This window comes from Sodalis glossinidius str. 'morsitans', assembly GCF_000010085.1.
In the GTDB taxonomy this organism is placed as follows: domain Bacteria; phylum Pseudomonadota; class Gammaproteobacteria; order Enterobacterales; family Enterobacteriaceae; genus Sodalis; species Sodalis glossinidius.
Map to the genome: position 1 here is coordinate 3,442,379 of NC_007712.1, position 15,321 is coordinate 3,457,699.

The 15,321-nt window shown below is 58.8% G+C and carries 13 protein-coding genes and 1 pseudogene; 4 read left to right on the plus strand and 10 right to left on the minus strand.

What is annotated here, in order from left to right:
- Positions 1–47: 47 nt before the first annotated feature.
- The 6 genes and pseudogenes from SGP1_RS36775 to xerD all read right to left on the minus strand — a co-directional run bounded on the left by SGP1_RS36775 (position 48) and on the right by xerD (position 8,068).
- Positions 48–1,484 (minus strand): annotated as a pseudogene (locus SGP1_RS36775) (M20 family metallopeptidase).
- 403 nt (positions 1,485–1,887) lie between these two features.
- Positions 1,888–3,408, minus strand: a complete 1,521-nt coding sequence (lysS, locus tag SGP1_RS18305; RefSeq protein WP_011411719.1) for a lysine--tRNA ligase — start codon at positions 3,406–3,408, stop codon at positions 1,888–1,890.
- Between the two features lie 9 nt (positions 3,409–3,417).
- Positions 3,418–4,516, minus strand: a protein-coding gene (prfB, locus tag SGP1_RS18310) for a peptide chain release factor 2 (RefSeq protein WP_148203579.1) whose coding sequence is annotated in 2 segments (ribosomal slippage) — positions 3,418–4,440 and positions 4,442–4,516 — 1,098 coding nt in all. Because the reading frame shifts where the segments join, the coding sequence is not laid out codon by codon here.
- Between the two features lie 116 nt (positions 4,517–4,632).
- On the minus strand, positions 4,633–6,363 hold the full coding sequence (gene recJ / locus SGP1_RS18315; protein WP_083764917.1) for a single-stranded-DNA-specific exonuclease RecJ: 1,731 nt from the start codon (positions 6,361–6,363) through the stop codon (positions 4,633–4,635).
- 13 nt (positions 6,364–6,376) lie between these two features.
- A complete protein-coding gene (gene dsbC, locus SGP1_RS18320) occupies positions 6,377–7,093 on the minus strand; it encodes a bifunctional protein-disulfide isomerase/oxidoreductase DsbC (RefSeq protein ID WP_011411722.1) in 717 nt (238 codons plus the stop codon).
- Positions 7,094–7,168: 75 nt separating this feature from the next.
- Positions 7,169–8,068, minus strand: a complete 900-nt coding sequence (xerD, locus tag SGP1_RS18325; protein ID WP_011411723.1) for a site-specific tyrosine recombinase XerD — start codon at positions 8,066–8,068, stop codon at positions 7,169–7,171.
- 101 nt (positions 8,069–8,169) lie between these two features.
- Between xerD and fldB the strand changes: the two genes are divergently transcribed.
- Positions 8,170–8,688, plus strand: coding sequence for a flavodoxin FldB (gene fldB / locus SGP1_RS18330; protein WP_011411724.1), 519 nt, complete (start codon positions 8,170–8,172; stop codon positions 8,686–8,688).
- Between the two features lie 40 nt (positions 8,689–8,728).
- Here fldB and SGP1_RS18335 read toward each other — a convergent pair whose 3' ends face one another.
- Together SGP1_RS18335 and sdhE are read right to left on the minus strand one after the other, a co-directional pair.
- Positions 8,729–9,136 (minus strand): protein YgfX, encoded by a 408-nt coding sequence (locus tag SGP1_RS18335; RefSeq protein ID WP_011411725.1) that lies wholly within the window; start codon positions 9,134–9,136, stop codon positions 8,729–8,731.
- Positions 9,117–9,383 carry an FAD assembly factor SdhE gene (gene sdhE, locus SGP1_RS18340; protein WP_011411726.1) on the minus strand — a complete coding sequence of 89 codons (267 nt, stop codon included), beginning with the start codon at positions 9,381–9,383 and terminating at the stop codon, positions 9,117–9,119. Before sdhE ends, SGP1_RS18335 begins: the two co-directional genes overlap by 20 nt.
- A gap of 211 nt (positions 9,384–9,594) precedes the next feature.
- Between sdhE and ygfZ the strand changes: the two genes are divergently transcribed.
- Positions 9,595–10,581, plus strand: coding sequence for a tRNA-modifying protein YgfZ (gene ygfZ, locus SGP1_RS18345; protein ID WP_011411727.1), 987 nt, complete (start codon positions 9,595–9,597; stop codon positions 10,579–10,581).
- A gap of 145 nt (positions 10,582–10,726) precedes the next feature.
- Here the strand turns inward: ygfZ and trhA are convergent, their stop codons facing one another.
- Positions 10,727–11,377, minus strand: coding sequence for a PAQR family membrane homeostasis protein TrhA (gene trhA / locus SGP1_RS18350; protein WP_011411728.1), 651 nt, complete (start codon positions 11,375–11,377; stop codon positions 10,727–10,729).
- Between the two features lie 210 nt (positions 11,378–11,587).
- Between trhA and SGP1_RS18355 the strand changes: the two genes are divergently transcribed.
- Positions 11,588–12,196, plus strand: a complete 609-nt coding sequence (locus tag SGP1_RS18355; protein WP_011411729.1) for an HD domain-containing protein — start codon at positions 11,588–11,590, stop codon at positions 12,194–12,196.
- Positions 12,197–12,233: 37 nt separating this feature from the next.
- Positions 12,234–12,407 (plus strand): hypothetical protein, encoded by a 174-nt coding sequence (locus SGP1_RS30940; protein ID WP_158302439.1) that lies wholly within the window; start codon positions 12,234–12,236, stop codon positions 12,405–12,407.
- Here the strand turns inward: SGP1_RS30940 and gcvP are convergent.
- On the minus strand, positions 12,404–15,265 hold the full coding sequence (gcvP, locus tag SGP1_RS18360) for an aminomethyl-transferring glycine dehydrogenase (protein ID WP_011411730.1): 2,862 nt from the start codon (positions 15,263–15,265) through the stop codon (positions 12,404–12,406). The two genes, SGP1_RS30940 and gcvP, sit on opposite strands and share 4 nt — an antisense overlap.
- Positions 15,266–15,321 lie beyond the last annotated feature (56 nt).

A 15,321-nucleotide genomic window follows, 5' to 3' on the forward strand; every position in this document is an offset into this window, starting at 1 on the left:
GCGCAACGTAAGCGGCGCGATAATGCGGCGCAGCCGGGTGGCGTGCATCACTCATTTTCGGGGAACGGCGGAGTTACGCCCTCGGGAATCGGGTTGATGAACTCAACGCCGGCAAGCCTGGCGCGATGTTCCGCTTTCGCCTGCGCAATTAATCCAGGGTGCTGTAGCAAATCGACGCGGTGCTGGCCATAATCTTGGCGGCATGGATCATCCCTTTATGGGCCACGGCGGCTTTGCCCTGCGCAACCAATTGCCACGAATGCCCCGGCGTGCCGATGGCGTAGGTGGCACCATAAACCTGCACGGTCGGCACCACCCAGCTCACGCTGCCAACATCGGTCGAGCCGACCATGTCGCTATAGGGACACCGCAGCGGCAGCACTAAATCGCACAGCGGACGTTGATAATCCACCGCCAGGCCATAGCGATCATAAGCGCTTTTCAGATCGTCCTGAGAGAGGGTTTGCTGGAAACGCGCGGCATAAGCGCGGTCCGCGTCATCGAAAGGCGGCGGTCCCAGCAATTCAAGATGCGCCTGTATTCGCGCTTCCAGCGGACCGTTGCCGATAAGATTGGCATCGCCGCTCAGCACTTGACTACTGACGGTGGTCTCGCTCATCAACGCCGCGCCGGCGGCGATGTTGTCGACCCGCTTAACCAGCTGCTGCAACGCCGGCAATTCGCGCGCTCGGATCAAGTAGCGTACCGTTGCCCGCACCTGCACGACATTAGGAGAATGGCCGCCGGTATAGGTTACTGCATAATGAATCCACGCCGAACTGGGCATATGCTCGCGCAGGTAATTGACGCCGACGTTCATCAGTTCGACCGCATCCAGCGCGCTGCGGCCCAGGTGCGGGCTGGCGGACACGTGAGTGGCCCGGCCGCTGAAGTGGTAGTTGATTTCGGAGTTGGCCTCTATCACGCCGCTAAAGGCGTTGGGGTGCCAGCTGATGGCGATATCCACATCATCGCCCCCGCGCGCGTACCATAAAACCTTTGGCGGAGCCGCCCTCTTCAGCCGGACAGCCATAGAATCGCACCCGTCCCGGCAGATGATGGGCGGCGAGAAAATCCTTCACCGCGCTGGCGGCCTGTAACGCCGCGCTGCCCAGCAGATTATGACCACAACCGTGAACGTTACCGCCCGTCTGCATCGGCCGAGGCTCCGCGACGTCCGCCTCCTGGCTGAAACCCGGCAGGGCTTGATACTCGCCGAGGATGGCGATGACCGGTCCACCTTGTCCGGCTTCACCGACCATGGCGGTCGGGATACCGGCGATGCCGCGCTCGACGCGAAACCCTTGCTGTTGGAGCATTGCCGCGATTTGCACCGAAGATTGCACTTCGTCGTAATTGAGCTCTGGCGTGGCGCAAAATGGCGCACGGCTGGCCTCGACGCGTGACCAGACCTCTTCCAGTGTATGGCTGTCCTGCTGTGAGGTTGACGGAGTTGCTACCGGGGTGCTGGCGTCCACATTCATTACCTGATGACCTATAAAATAAATGAATTGGAAATTATTAAAATTACTAGCAAGATGCAGGCCAACGCGACCACGTTCAGTAAGTGCGCGCGACGGGGGATGTCTGAAGGCAATGATATGCCGCCAACACCCATTGAACCAAATAAGTGCAACCTATGCGGTTATGCGCACCAATTATGTGCAATCGATGATGAAGGGGCATGCCTTGGGGCGATTGCATGACGCGCCGGCAATAGAGCAGAAGTAGCGGGCAGAAAAGAAGCAATACGGCATCAGCGGGAAGTTCACCAGCACACTTAATGATGACCCCACGGACAAAGAGCACCATCATGCGGCGGGATGTTCCGCCATGGTGCATCGATGACAGACGGGGCGGACACGCTTTTCATCCGCCCCTGGAAGGCTATTTTTGCGGACGCAACGCCGGGAACAGGATCACGTCGCGAATGGTATGGCTATTGGTTAACAGCATCATCAGGCGATCGATACCGATGCCCAACCCGGCGGTCGGCGGCAGGCCGTGCTCAAGCGCGGTGACATAGTCCTCGTCATAGAACATCGCTTCATCGTCGCCGGCGTCTTTGGCCTGGGCCTGCTCGGCAAAGCGCGCCGCCTGATCTTCGGCATCGTTGAGCTCCGAGAAACCGTTTCCGATTTCGCGCCCGCCGATGAAGAATTCAAAACGATCGGTAAAGAACGGATTGTCATCATTGCGGCGCGCCAGCGGCGAAACTTCCGCCGGGTAGGCGGTGATGAAGGTCGGCTGAATGAGATGGCTTTCCGCCGTTTCTTCAAAAACCTCGGTCTGCACCCGCCCCAAACCCCAGCTTTTGTCAACCTTAATGCCCAGTGACTCGGCGATGGCGGTGGCGGAAGCCATATCGTCCAGTGCTTCCGGCCGGGTCTCCGGGCGATAATGGCAGATGGCCTCTTTCATGGTCATCTGGGTAAACGGCTTGCCGAAATCGAAGGTTTGATCGCCATTGTGCACCACGCTGCTGCCGAGTACCCGCTGCGTCAGGGTGCGGAACAACGTTTCAACCAGCACAATCAGGTCGCGGTAGTCCGCATAGGCCATATAGAGTTCCATCATAGTGAACTCGGGATTGTGGCGCGGCGACAAGCCTTCATTGCGGAAATTGCGGTTGATTTCAAATACCCGCTCAAAGCCGCCCACCACCAGCCGTTTCAAATACAGCTCCGGCGCGATACGCAGATACATATCGATACCCAGCGCGTTATGATGGGTGATGAACGGACGCGCCGCGGCGCCGCCGGGGATGGTTTGCATCATCGGTGTTTCCACTTCCATGAAATCGTTATCCATCATAAAACGGCGAATTTCCGCCATAATGCGCGAACGCACTTTGAAGGTTTGGCGTGATTCGTCGTTGGCGATCAAATCAAGATAGCGTTGGCGATAGCGGGTTTCCTGATCGGCCAGGCCGTGAAACTTATCCGGCAGCGGACGCATCGCTTTGGTCAGCAGGCGAATTTCGCTACAGTGGACCGACAACTCGCCGGTGCGGGTTTTAAATAATTTGCCGCGCGTGCCCAGAATGTCGCCGAGGTCCCATTTTTTGAACTGCTCGTTGTATTGCCCTTCCGGCAAATCGTCGCGGGCGACGTACAGCTGGATTTTCCCGCCCACGTCCTGCAGGGTAGCGAAGGAGGCTTTGCCCATAATACGGCGGGTCATCATGCGGCCGGCAATGCTGACCTCAATGTTTAACGCTTCTAGTTCTTCATTGCTCTTCTCGCCGTAGCGGGCGTGCAGCTGGTCGGACACGGCATCCCGGCGGAAATCGTTGGGAAAAGCAATACCCTGCTGACGCAACTGGCCGAGTTTTTCCCGCCGCGAACGCAGCTCGTTATTCATATCCAGCGCCTGAGGGGCACCGTCCTGTGAGTGTGATTCAGACATATGGGTTCCTCATAGCCCTACTTTAAGACTGGCTTCAATAAATTTGTCCAGATCGCCATCCAGCACTGACTGGGCGTTGCGCGTTTCCACGCCGGTACGCAGATCCTTGATGCGGGAATCGTCCAGCACGTATGAGCGGATCTGGCTGCCCCAGCCAATATCGGACTTGGTATCTTCCAGCGCCTTCTTTTCCGCATTCTTTTTCTGCAGCTCGAATTCATACAGCTTGGCTTTCAGCTGTTTCATCGCCTGATCTTTGTTTTTATGCTGCGAGCGGTCGTTTTGGCACTGGGTGACGATATTGGTCGGCAAATGTGTAATACGCACCGCGGATTCGGTCCGGTTAACGTGCTGGCCGCCGGCGCCGGAGGCGCGATAAACATCGATGCGCAGATCCGCCGGGTTGATGTCGATATCGATATCGTCGTCCACTTCCGGGTAAACGAAGGCGGAGCTGAACGAGGTGTGGCGCCGGCCGCCGGAGTCAAACGGACTCTTGCGCACCAGGCGATGCACGCCGGTTTCGGTCCGCAGCCAGCCATAGGCATAGTCGCCGATGACCTTGATGGTCACCGATTTGATGCCGGCCACTTCCCCTTCGGACTCTTCGATAATTTCGGTTTTGAAACCGCGCGATTCCGCCCAGCGCAAATACATTCTGAGCAGCATGCTGGCCCAGTCCTGCGCTTCGGTACCGCCGGACCCGGCCTGGATATCGACATAGCAGTCGGCGCTGTCGTATTCGCCGGAGAACATACGGCGGAATTCCAGCTGGCCCAGCTTGGCCTCCAGACCGTCCAATTCAGCCTGGGTTTCGAGAAAGGTCTCTTCGTCGTCCTCTCCCACCGCCAGCTCCAACAGGCCAGCGACGTCTTCCAAACCCTGGGTAAGCTGGTCGATGGTTTCAACAATCGCTTCCAGCGACGAGCGCTCTTTTCCCAGCGCCTGCGCGCGTTCAGGCTCATTCCAGACGTCGGGCTGCTCCAGCTCGGTGTTTACTTCTTCAAGACGTTCTTTCTTGAGATCGTAGTCAAAGATACCCCCTCAGAACGGCTGTCCTTTCCGACAGGTCCTGAATACGGTTTTTTACCGGATTAATTTCAAACATGGATTAATGTGCTCATTGACGAGAAGGAATGCGTGTTAACCCACTATTGTAACGGATCCGCGCCGCGGAAGGTAGTAGCCGTCGCCATCGGATTGGCGACGGCGGGCGGCGGTGGGCTACAGCGGCCAAATATGCTGTATTAAAAGCTGCAGGGAGCGGTTACCGCGAAACTCGTTAACCTCCAGCCTGTAGGCCAACTCGACGGTATGCACGCTATTATCCGGCCATAGGCGCGAGTCGATATTGAAAGCGATACCATCCAGCATGGGGCCTCCCGCCACGGGTTCGAGCAGCAGTTTCAGGTGTTTCTCTCCCACCAAACGCTGATTGAGCACGCGAAACCGCCCGTCAAACAGCGGATCCGGAAACCCCTGCCCCCAGGGACCGCCGTCACGCAGCAGCTCGGCGGTGGTCAACGACAACTCCTGGCCGGCCAGCTCGCCGTCCGACCAGATCACGCCTTCGAGCATCGCGGGATCGAGCCACTCATCCACCAATTCGGCGAAACGCTGGCGAAAACGCTCGAACTGCGCATGCTCCAGCGTCAGGCCGGCCGCCATGGCGTGGCCGCCAAATTTCAGTATCATACCGGGATGCAAGGTGTCCAGCCGCTCAAGCAGATCGCGCATGTGCAAACCGGCTACCGACCGTCCTGATCCTTTCAGTACTCCCTCACCCGCTGGCGCAAAAGCAATAACCGGCCGGTGAAAACGCTCTTTAATCCGCGACGCCAGAATACCCACCACCCCCTGATGCCATTGCTCATGGTAGATAGCCAGCCCGAAGGGCATCGCCTGCTCGTCGCGCGCCATTGACTGGCACAGCGCCAGCGCTTCCGCTTCCATTCCATGTTCGATTTCACGCCGGGTTTGATTGAGGGCATCGAGCTCCGCCGCCAGCATGCGCGCCTGCGGCAGATCCTCGCTCAGCAGCAACGCGACTCCGACCGACATATCGTCCAACCGCCCGGCGGCGTTGAGGCGCGGTCCCAGCGCAAAACCCAGGTCGCTGGCGCACAGCCGGGTAATATCGCGGTTGGCCACCTCCGCCAGGGCGCGGATGCCGGGACGGCAACGGCCGGCGCGAATGCGGCTTAGCCCCTGATGCACTAGGATACGGTTATTGGCGTCCAGCGGCACCACGTCCGCCACAGTACCCAGCGCCACCAGGTCCAGCAGTTCAGCCAGTTTGGGGGCAGCTATGCCCCGCTGTGTAAACCAGCCGCTGTCGTTGAGCCGTGCGCGCAGCGCCAGCATCAGATAAAACGCCACTCCGACACCCGCCAGGGATTTCGAGGCGAAGGTGCAATCGCGTAAATTGGGATTAACGATGGCCTCAGCGGCCGGCAGGGTGTCGCCAGGGAGATGATGATCAGTGATGAGCACCGGGATGCCTTTCTCATGCGCCAGGGTGACGCCGGCATGGGAAGAGATACCATTATCCACGGTCAGGATAAGCTGCGCGCCGCGCGCCGCCGCCTGCTCCACCACCTCTGGGCTAAGGCCGTAGCCATCTTCAAAGCGATTCGGCACCAGGAAATCTATCGTCTGTGCGCCCATTTGCCGCAGCGCCAACACCGTAAGCGCGGTGCTGGTCGCGCCGTCCGCGTCGAAGTCGCCGACCACCATTATTCTGCGCTGATCCGCTAGGGCGCGGATCAGCAGATCCACCGCCTGCTCGATGCCGGTCAGGGTATGATAAGCCAGCAACCCGCGCACCCCCCGCTCCAGCTCACCGACCGCACAGACGCCACGTTGCACATACAATCGTTTCAGCAGCGGCGGGATATCCGCCTCAGCCAGAACAGCGCTATCGCTCAGCGGACGCCGACGCAATTCCGTTGTCATATTCACTGCCGTGTTAACCGCCCGTTGCCTGACCCGATCCTTGCTGATCCAGGATAGCGGCCAGCTCTTTCGGGCTTTGATAGCCCGGGATGAGGGTACCGTTATCCAGCAACAACGCCGGCGTACCCTGGATGCCATATTGCACGCCAAGCGTATAGTGTTTGCTGATATCAATATCGCAGCTGGCAGCCGGAACGTTGCCGCCGTTCATCGCCCGGTTAAAGGCGTCTTTCGGATTGGCGCTGCACCACACCAACGCCATGTCTTTCTCCGTCTGGGAATTCAGCCCCTGACGCGGGAATGCCAGATAGCGGATAGTGATCCCCAGCGCGTTATACTCTTTGATTTGCTCGTGCAGCTTGTGGCAATAACCGCAGGTGGTGTCGGTGAACACCGTCACCACCTGCTTTTCCTGCGGCGCTTTGAAGATAATCATCTCCTTTTGCAGGGCGTTGAGGCGCTTGCTGAGGAGCTGATTGGTGACGTTGACGGGATGGTTGCTACCCACATCATACAGCGGCCCTTGAATGACATGGCGACCGTCGTCGGAGACATACAATACACCGCTTTCGGTCAAGACGGTTTTCAGCCCGGCGACCGGCGACGGCTGAATGTCGGCGCTATGAATGCCGAGGCGCGACAGAGAATGCTTAATGGCCGCGTCTTCAGCGTGGACGAGCGGGGAAAGGGCCAGCGCTATAAAGGATAGCAGTACCAGGCTTTTGTTCACATTTTAATCCTTATTTAAACACCCGGGTCGGGGTCGGCGCATACATACGCCTTAAATTCGTTTCAACGCCACCGCTCAGGCGCGGGGATGATGCTGCTGATGGATAAGCTTCAATCGTTCAGTGGCGACATGGGTATAGATCTGCGTCGTCGAAAGATCACTGTGTCCCAGCAGCAGTTGCACCACACGTAAATCCGCCCCGTGATTCAGCAAATGGGTCGCAAAGGCATGCCGCAAAACATGGGGGGAGAGCCGCTCGCTGTCAATGCCCGCCAGAATGGCATAATGTTTAATGCGATGCCAGAACGTCTGGCGGGTCATCTTGCGGCTGCGGTTACTGGGAAACAGAATGTCCAGGCTTTGGCCATGGGTCAGCGCAGGACGGCCATGTTCCAGATAATACTCAATCCAGTATACCGCCTCTTCCCCCAATGGCACCAGCCGCTCCTTATCCCCTTTACCAATCACCCGCACTACACCCTGCCGCAGGCTGACGTCCGACAGGGTCAATCCAACCAGCTCGGACACCCGCAAACCGGTGGCGTAGAGCACCTCCAGCATCGCCTTATCGCGTAGTTCGACGGGATCGGCGATAGCAGGCGCCGCCAGCAAATCACCCACCTGGGCCTCGCTGAGATCTTTAGGCAGACGCTGCGGTAATTTGGGCGCCGAGATGCCGGCGCTGGGATCGTTGCCGCGCCGTTTTTCCCGGTACAGATACTGAAAAAAACGGCGCGTGGCGCTGAGCAGCCTGGCGGAACTGGTGGCCTTGTAGCCGTGATCGAGACGATCGGCCAGAAAGGCCTGCAAATCGGCCGAGCTCGCATTCAGACTGTCGCGCTGCTGGGACTGCAGCCAGGCCGAGAGCGCCTGCAGGTCAAGGCGATAGGAGGCCAGGGTGTTTTCCGCCAGGTTGCGTTCCAGCCACAGGGAATCAAGAAACTGCTCAATAATGACGTCATCCGGTCGTTCCATAACTGACTCCTGTACGGGGCGGCAGATGACATTATGCCTGACATACCGTCAAATCTGGTACACTTGACGCCATTAGGTTGTTTGCAAGAGTAACATGAGAGATGAAAGTCGGTTTATTTTATGGCTCCAGCACCTGCTACACCGAAATGGCCGCCGAGAAAATCCGCGATATTCTCGGGCCGGAGCTGGTCTGTCTGCATAACGTAAAAGATGTCCCGGCACAGCGCATGGAGGAGTACAGCATCCTCATCCTCGGCATCCCCACCTGGGACTTTGGCGAAATTCAGGAAGATTGGGAAGCCCTGTGGTCACAGCTCGGCACCCTTCAGCTGCACTGTAAGATCATCGCGCTCTACGGGATGGGGGATCAGTTAGGCTACGGCGAGTGGTTTCTGGATGCACTGGGCTATCTCCATGATGTGCTTAAGCCGCAGGGCGCCAGATTTATCGGCTACTGGCCTACCGATGGCTACGAATTCACCAGCCAGAAAGCCGTCACCCCCGCCGGCGACCATTTCGTCGGGCTGGCGCTCGACGAGGTAAATCAATATGATTTGAGCGAGCAGCGGCTGCAACAGTGGTGCGAGCAGATCCTGGGGGAAATGGCGGCGTTGCTGTAATCCGGCGTAGGCCTGAATTCCGCCGCGGGCACCCGTTACGCTAGGACCCGGCCTGGCGCGCCAGCAGCTGGCGCAGGTGGCGAAATTCCCGGCCGTCCATGCTGTCCGCCGCCAACCATAACCGCCGGCGCCGTTTGCCGCCCACTTTGCGCAGGCTGAGCACCGCACCGCCCTTGAGCATACAGGCTTTGCGGGTGAAGATCCACTCCTCACGATGCCATTGAATACTGTTGTCGCTCATTAACACTAGCTCGCCGCGGCACGACATGATGTTGCGCTGGCTGCGGATGCATTCAAACACCACCACCAGTACCAGCGTCAACCACACCAGTCCGTAATTTTCCGGCCAGGGCGAGAGTAAAATCAGCATAATCAGGATCCCGTAAAACGCCAGCGAGCAAAGCTGAGTGCGCCAGGAGACCCGGATATCACATCGCCAAAGGGCCACGGGCTTTGTTTCGCGTCTGAATCATGGTAATAATCTGCCGCAGCTCGCCGTCGTCCGGCTGGCCGTGGTTCATCAGCCAATAGAACAAATCGGGATCGTCGCACTCCAGCAGCCGGACAAAGCGTTGTTTGTCCTGGTCATCCAGGGCGTCAAAATCGTGTTCAAAGAACGGCATAATGGCGATATCCAGCTCGCGCATGCCACGGCGGCAGGCCCAGTGGATCCGCGCTTTGTTGGTGATATCCATCTAAAATTTTCCCCTTATAACCGCTACGCTCGCGACTAGTTTACCCCGTTTTACCCGGGGGCATGAGACAAAACGACACATTTCGCTACATTCTGCGCTATTTATTCCATACCGGGCACGTATCGCTAAAATCCGCAGGCAAGATCCGCTTGCAAACCCCCCGCGGTCTTTTACCATTAGGCTATTGTCAGACTACTGATAGGACTGTCCCATGTCATCTAAAGTTCCTTTTCCTCCGCGTTTGCCGTTGCCCTCCAGCCATCTGCCGCTGACGCTCATTTCTCTGGAGGATTGGGCATTGGTCACGCTTAACGGCGCGGACACCGTAAAATACCTACAGGGGCAGTTGACCTGCGATGTTGCCTCGCTGGACGCCGATCGCTTCAGTTTCGCCGCCCATTGCGATGCCAAAGGCAAAATGTTCAGCCATCTGTGCGTGTTTCATCACCACGACGGGATGGCGTTTATCGAACGACGCAGCGTGCGCGACAGCCAGCTCGCCGAACTGAAAAAATACGCCGTGTTTTCCAAAACGACCATCACCGCCGACGATGACGCGGTTTTGCTGGGCGTGGCGGGTTTCCAGGCGCAGGCGGCGCTGGGCGGACTCTTTACCAGCGTGCCTAATGCGGCTCACCCGGTGGCGCACCATCAGGACACAACGTTGCTGTATTTCAGTCTGCCGGCGCCGCGCTTTTTGTTGATAACGACGCCGGCCGTGCGCGACGCCTTGCAGCACAAGCTGGAAGGCCAGGCCCAGCTCAACGACAGCCAGCAATGGCTAGCGCTGGATATCGAGGCGGGCTATCCGGTTATCGACAGCGCCAACGGCACGCAGTTTATCCCGCAGGCAGCCAATGTGCAGGCGCTGGACGGCATCAGCTTTAACAAAGGCTGTTATGCGGGCCAGGAAATGGTGGCGCGCGCCAAGTATCGCGGCGCTAACAAACGCGCCCTGTACTGGCTGGCGGGCAAAGCCAGCCATCCTCCCGCCGCCGGCGACGATTTGGAACTCAAGATGGGCGACAATTGGCGGCGGACCGGTACGGTGCTGGCGGCCTGTCAGTTGGAGGACGGCAGCGTCTGGGTGCAGGCGGTGTTGAATAACGACCTGGCGTCCGACAGCCTGCTGCACGTGCGCGACGACAGCGCCGGCGCGTTGTCCGTGCAGCCGCTACCGTACGCTATAGGCGAGTAAGCGACGCGCGCCAGTGTCAACGGGACAGAGCCAATAGACCCTCCCGGCCGCCGCAGGCTGTCGCTTGAAAACCGCGTTCGGGGATTCTAGGCGCGGCATCGGACCCGCTTTCCGTCCATGGGACATAACGACAAACCACCGCGGTTCAAGTGACAAACAGATAAATCGCCAGAAAGTGGCAAACGGTTCCCCCCAATACGAAGCCATGCCATATCGCATGGTTGAACGGTATTCGTTCCCAAACGTAGAAAATCACCCCCAGCGAGTAAATCACGCCACCGGCGGCCAGCAGCGCGACGCCGCCGGCGGGCAACCGTTGTACCAGTTGATAAATGACCACCAGCGACAGCCAACCCATAGTCAGATAGGTAATAATGGAGATGGCGCGAAAGCGATGCGCAAACACCAGTTTGAACATAATGCCGACCGCCGCCATCAGCCAGATGACCACCATCAGCCATTTGGCCAGCGGCGAGGCCAGACATATCAGCAAAAACGGCGTATAGGTACCGGCGATTAACAGATAAATCGCGCAATGGTCCACCTTCTTCAGCCAGCGTTTGGCCAGCGGATGGGGAATGGCATGATACAACGTCGACGCCAGATAGAGCAGAATCATACTACCGCCATAAAGACTGTAGCTGGTCAGCGCGGGAGCGTTAGCGCCCGCCTCCCCTGACTGATTAAGCATCAGCACCAGGCCGACAATACCAAAGATCACCCCCACGCCGTGGCTGACGCTATTGGCTATCTCTTCCGCCAGAGAGTAGTTTTTGGCTAATGGTTTGTTTCCCATAAATTTTCTGACCTCTGCTTAAAGATATCTTCGTCCGTGGGCATGCAGTGTATAGGGTAATCTAGAGGCAATTGAGTGTACATGTGTACTCTGAAAATAAACGGTGAAGAATTGTAAAGCCGCGCCGTCCAAGGCGAAGCTATACCAGTCGAGTTCGTGCGCGAATTGGCCTACACTAGGCCGTTCAATTAGATTATGCAGGGGAACCTGATGGCTGTAACCTCTTCCGCGCTGGCATTCGGTGAACTAACCGATGTCGTCGCTTTTCTCATCGAAATCGATAAGCTTAAAAACATACAACGCCGCACCAAAGTGCTCAATACCCAGCGGCAGGAAAACACCGCGGAGCACAGCTGGCACTTTGCGGTCGCGGCAATGACGCTTACTCCCTATGCCGATGACGGGGTGGATATGACCCGCGTGACGCAAATGGCGTTAATCCACGATATCGTCGAGATCGACGCCGGTGACGTACTGGTCTACGATCTCGCGGGGCGCGAGGCGGTGCATGCGTTGGAGGCAAAAGCGGCTCAGCGGCTGTTTGGGCTGCTGCCCGCACCGCAGCGGCGCCAATTTCATGAATTGTGGTTGGAATACGAGGCGCGAGAAACCCCCAGCGCCCGTTTCGCCCTGATGATCGACCGACTGATGCCGGTACTGATGAATCTGCATAACCAGGGACAAAGCTGGGTGGAGAACGGCATCACTCTCGATCAGGTGCTGACGCGCAACGCCTTTATTGCCGAGGTGTATCCAGCGCTGTGGACGCACCTCAGCCAACATTTGCAGCAGGCACAGCAAAGGGGCTGGCTAAAGTAGCGGCCGGGCCGGCCCGGCGAGGGAGCACCGTTAACGGTTGGCTGGTGTCATGGCGTCGGCGCCATCGGCGGTCATCACCCATTGCCAGCGCCTGAACCGCACGCAACCGCTGTTGGCAAATACCACGCTGCCGGCGCCCGAGCGGTGGTTACCACCCTTAATGCCGGCCGTCCTGGGCGTGAGAACGCTACGCGGCCATGACGCTTACTAATAATCGCTCAATGGCACGCAGGCGCAAAACAAGTTGCGGTCGCCATAAACATCGTCCAGCCGTTTCACCGCCGGCCAGTATTTATCGCCATACCCGGCCGGGAACGCCGCGATCTGACGATCGTACGGATGGCGCCATTCGCCGGCCAGCTCACGCTGGGTATAGGGTGCGTTGACCAGCGGATTATCACTCGCCGGCCAGACGCCGTCCGCCACCTGCTGGATTTCGGCGCGGATCGCCAGCATCGCGTCAATGAAGCGATCAAGCTCCAGCTGACTTTCCGATTCGGTCGGCTCGACCATCAGCGTGCCGGCTACCGGGAAAGACATGGTCGGCGCGTGGAAACCGTAGTCGATCAGGCGTTTGGCGATATCCATTTCGCTAATGCCGGTGGCCTCTTTCAGCGGCCGGATATCCAGGATACATTCGTGGGCTACGCGGCCGGCACGGCCGGTATACAGCACCGGATAGGCCTGTTGCAACCGGGTGGCGATATAATTGGCGTTAAGAATGGCCACCTGGCTGGCTTGTTTCAACCCTTCCGCGCCCATCATACGAATATACATCCAACTGATGGGTAAGATCGACGCGCTGCCGAACGGCGCTGCGCTGACCGCCCCCTGACGGGTAAGCACGCCATCGAGCTCCACCACCAAATGGCCCGGGACGAACGGGGCCAGATGCGCCTTCACGCCGATGGGCCCCATGCCCGGACCGCCGCCGCCGTGGGGGATGCAGAAGGTTTTATGCAGGTTGAGATGCGACACATCGGCGCCGATGTAACCTGGCGAGGTAATCCCCACCTGCGCATTCATGTTGGCGCCGTCCAGATAAACCTGGCCGCCGTACTGATGCACTATTTGGCACACTTCACGGATGGTTTCTTCATAGACCCCGTGGGTCGAGGGATAGGTCACCATAATGCACGACAGCTGCTCGCCGGCCTGTTCGGCTTTGGCGCGCAAATCATGCAAGTCAATATTGCCATTCTTGTCGCAGGCCACCACGGTGACCGACATGCCGGCCATTTGCGCCGACGCCGGATTGGTGCCGTGGGCGGAGCTGGGAATCAGACAGATATGGCGCTCACCCTGATTGCGGCTCTCATGATAACGACGAATCGCCAGCAGGCCGGCATATTCGCCCTGGGCGCCGGAGTTCGGCTGCATGCACAGGGCATCGTAGCCGGTCAGTTGGATAAGCCAGCGCGACAGCTGGGCGATCATCTGCTGATACCCCGCCGCCTGTTCAGGGGGGCAGAAAGGATGCAGCTCAGCAAACTCGGGCCAGGTAATGGGGATCATCTCGGCGGCAGCGTTGAGCTTCATCGTGCAGGAGCCGAGCGGGATCATCGCCTGATTTAGCGCCAGATCCTTGCGCTCCAGCCGGTGCATATAACGCATCATTTCCGTTTCACTGTGGTAGCGGTTGAACACCTCGTGCGTCAGGATAGGCGTGGCGCGCAGCAATTCCGGCGGGATCACCTCGTCGCAGCCGGCATCCAGTGCGTCGATAGCCAAGGTGCCCGCAGCCCCCGTCACCACCTGCCAGAGGGTTTGCACATCTTCGCGCACGGTCGTTTCGTCAAGGGTGATGCCCACCGCGCCGTGAATGTCGCTGCGCAAATTGATCCCGGCGGCGTTGGCGCGCGCCAGCACGCCCGCTTTATCGACCACCTCAACGGTCAGGGTATCGAACCAGCGATCGTGCCTGAGAGTCAGGTCGGCGTCGTGCAGCCCCTGCGCCAGGATCGTTGTCAGCCGGTGAATACGCCCGGCAATGCGTTTGAGCCCCTGCGGACCGTGATAGACGGCATACAAGCCGGCGATATTGGCCAGCAACACCTGCGACGTGCAAATGTTCGAGTTCGCCTTCTCGCGGCGAATGTGCTGTTCGCGCGTTTGCATCACCATGCGCAAAGCCGTATCACCGGCGGCGTCGCGGGAAACACCGATAATTCGGCCCGGCATGGCGCGTTTCATTTCATCGCGGGCGGCGAAAAACGCCGCGTGCGGGCCACCGTACCCCATCGGCACCCCGAAGCGTTGCGACGAGCCGAATACCACATCGGCGCCCTGCTCCCCGGGCGCCGCCAGCAGCACCAGCGAGAGCATATCCGCCGCCACGCAGCTGATGATTTTGCGGCGCGTAAGTTCGGCCATAAGGGCGCGATAGTCGTGTAATTCACCGGTGGTGCCTACCTGCTGCAATAGTACGCCAAACAGATCGGGATGCTCCAGCGCCGCCTGTGCCTTATCAATGACCAGCTCAAATCCAAAGGTACCGGCGCGGGTGCGCAAGACATCCAGGGTTTGCGGATGCACGTCGTCGGCGACGAAAAAGCAGTTGGCCTGCTTCAGTTTACTGGAGCGTTTGGCAAGCGCCATGGCTTCGGCCGCCGCGGTGGCTTCATCCAGCAGCGAGGCCGAGGCGATGTCCAGACCGGTCAGATCCAACGTTAACTGTTGAAAATTAAGCAACGCTTCCAGCCGCCCCTGGGACACTTCGGGCTGGTAGGGCGTGTAGGCCGTGTACCAGCCGGGGTTTTCCAGCATATTGCGCAGAATGACCGGCGGCGTCACCACCGCGCTGTAGCCCATGCCGATAAAGGATTTGTAGCGCTGATTTTGACGGGCGATAGCCTTCAGCTCCGCCAGGGCCTGTGCTTCCGTCGTCGCTTCGCCCACGGCGGGCGCAGCGGCAAGCTGAATGTCCGCTGGCACGATTTGGGCGATAAGCCCCGCCAGGGAATCACTGCCCACGGTGGCAAGCATGTGCACCTGTTGCGGCGCGGAGGGGCCGATATGACGCGCGATAAAGGCGTCATGATGTTCAAGCTGGCTAAGAGTCTGGGTCATGGACAGCAATTCCTACATCGGGCATGGGACCGGAAAAGGGTAAGCGCAAGGTGCGC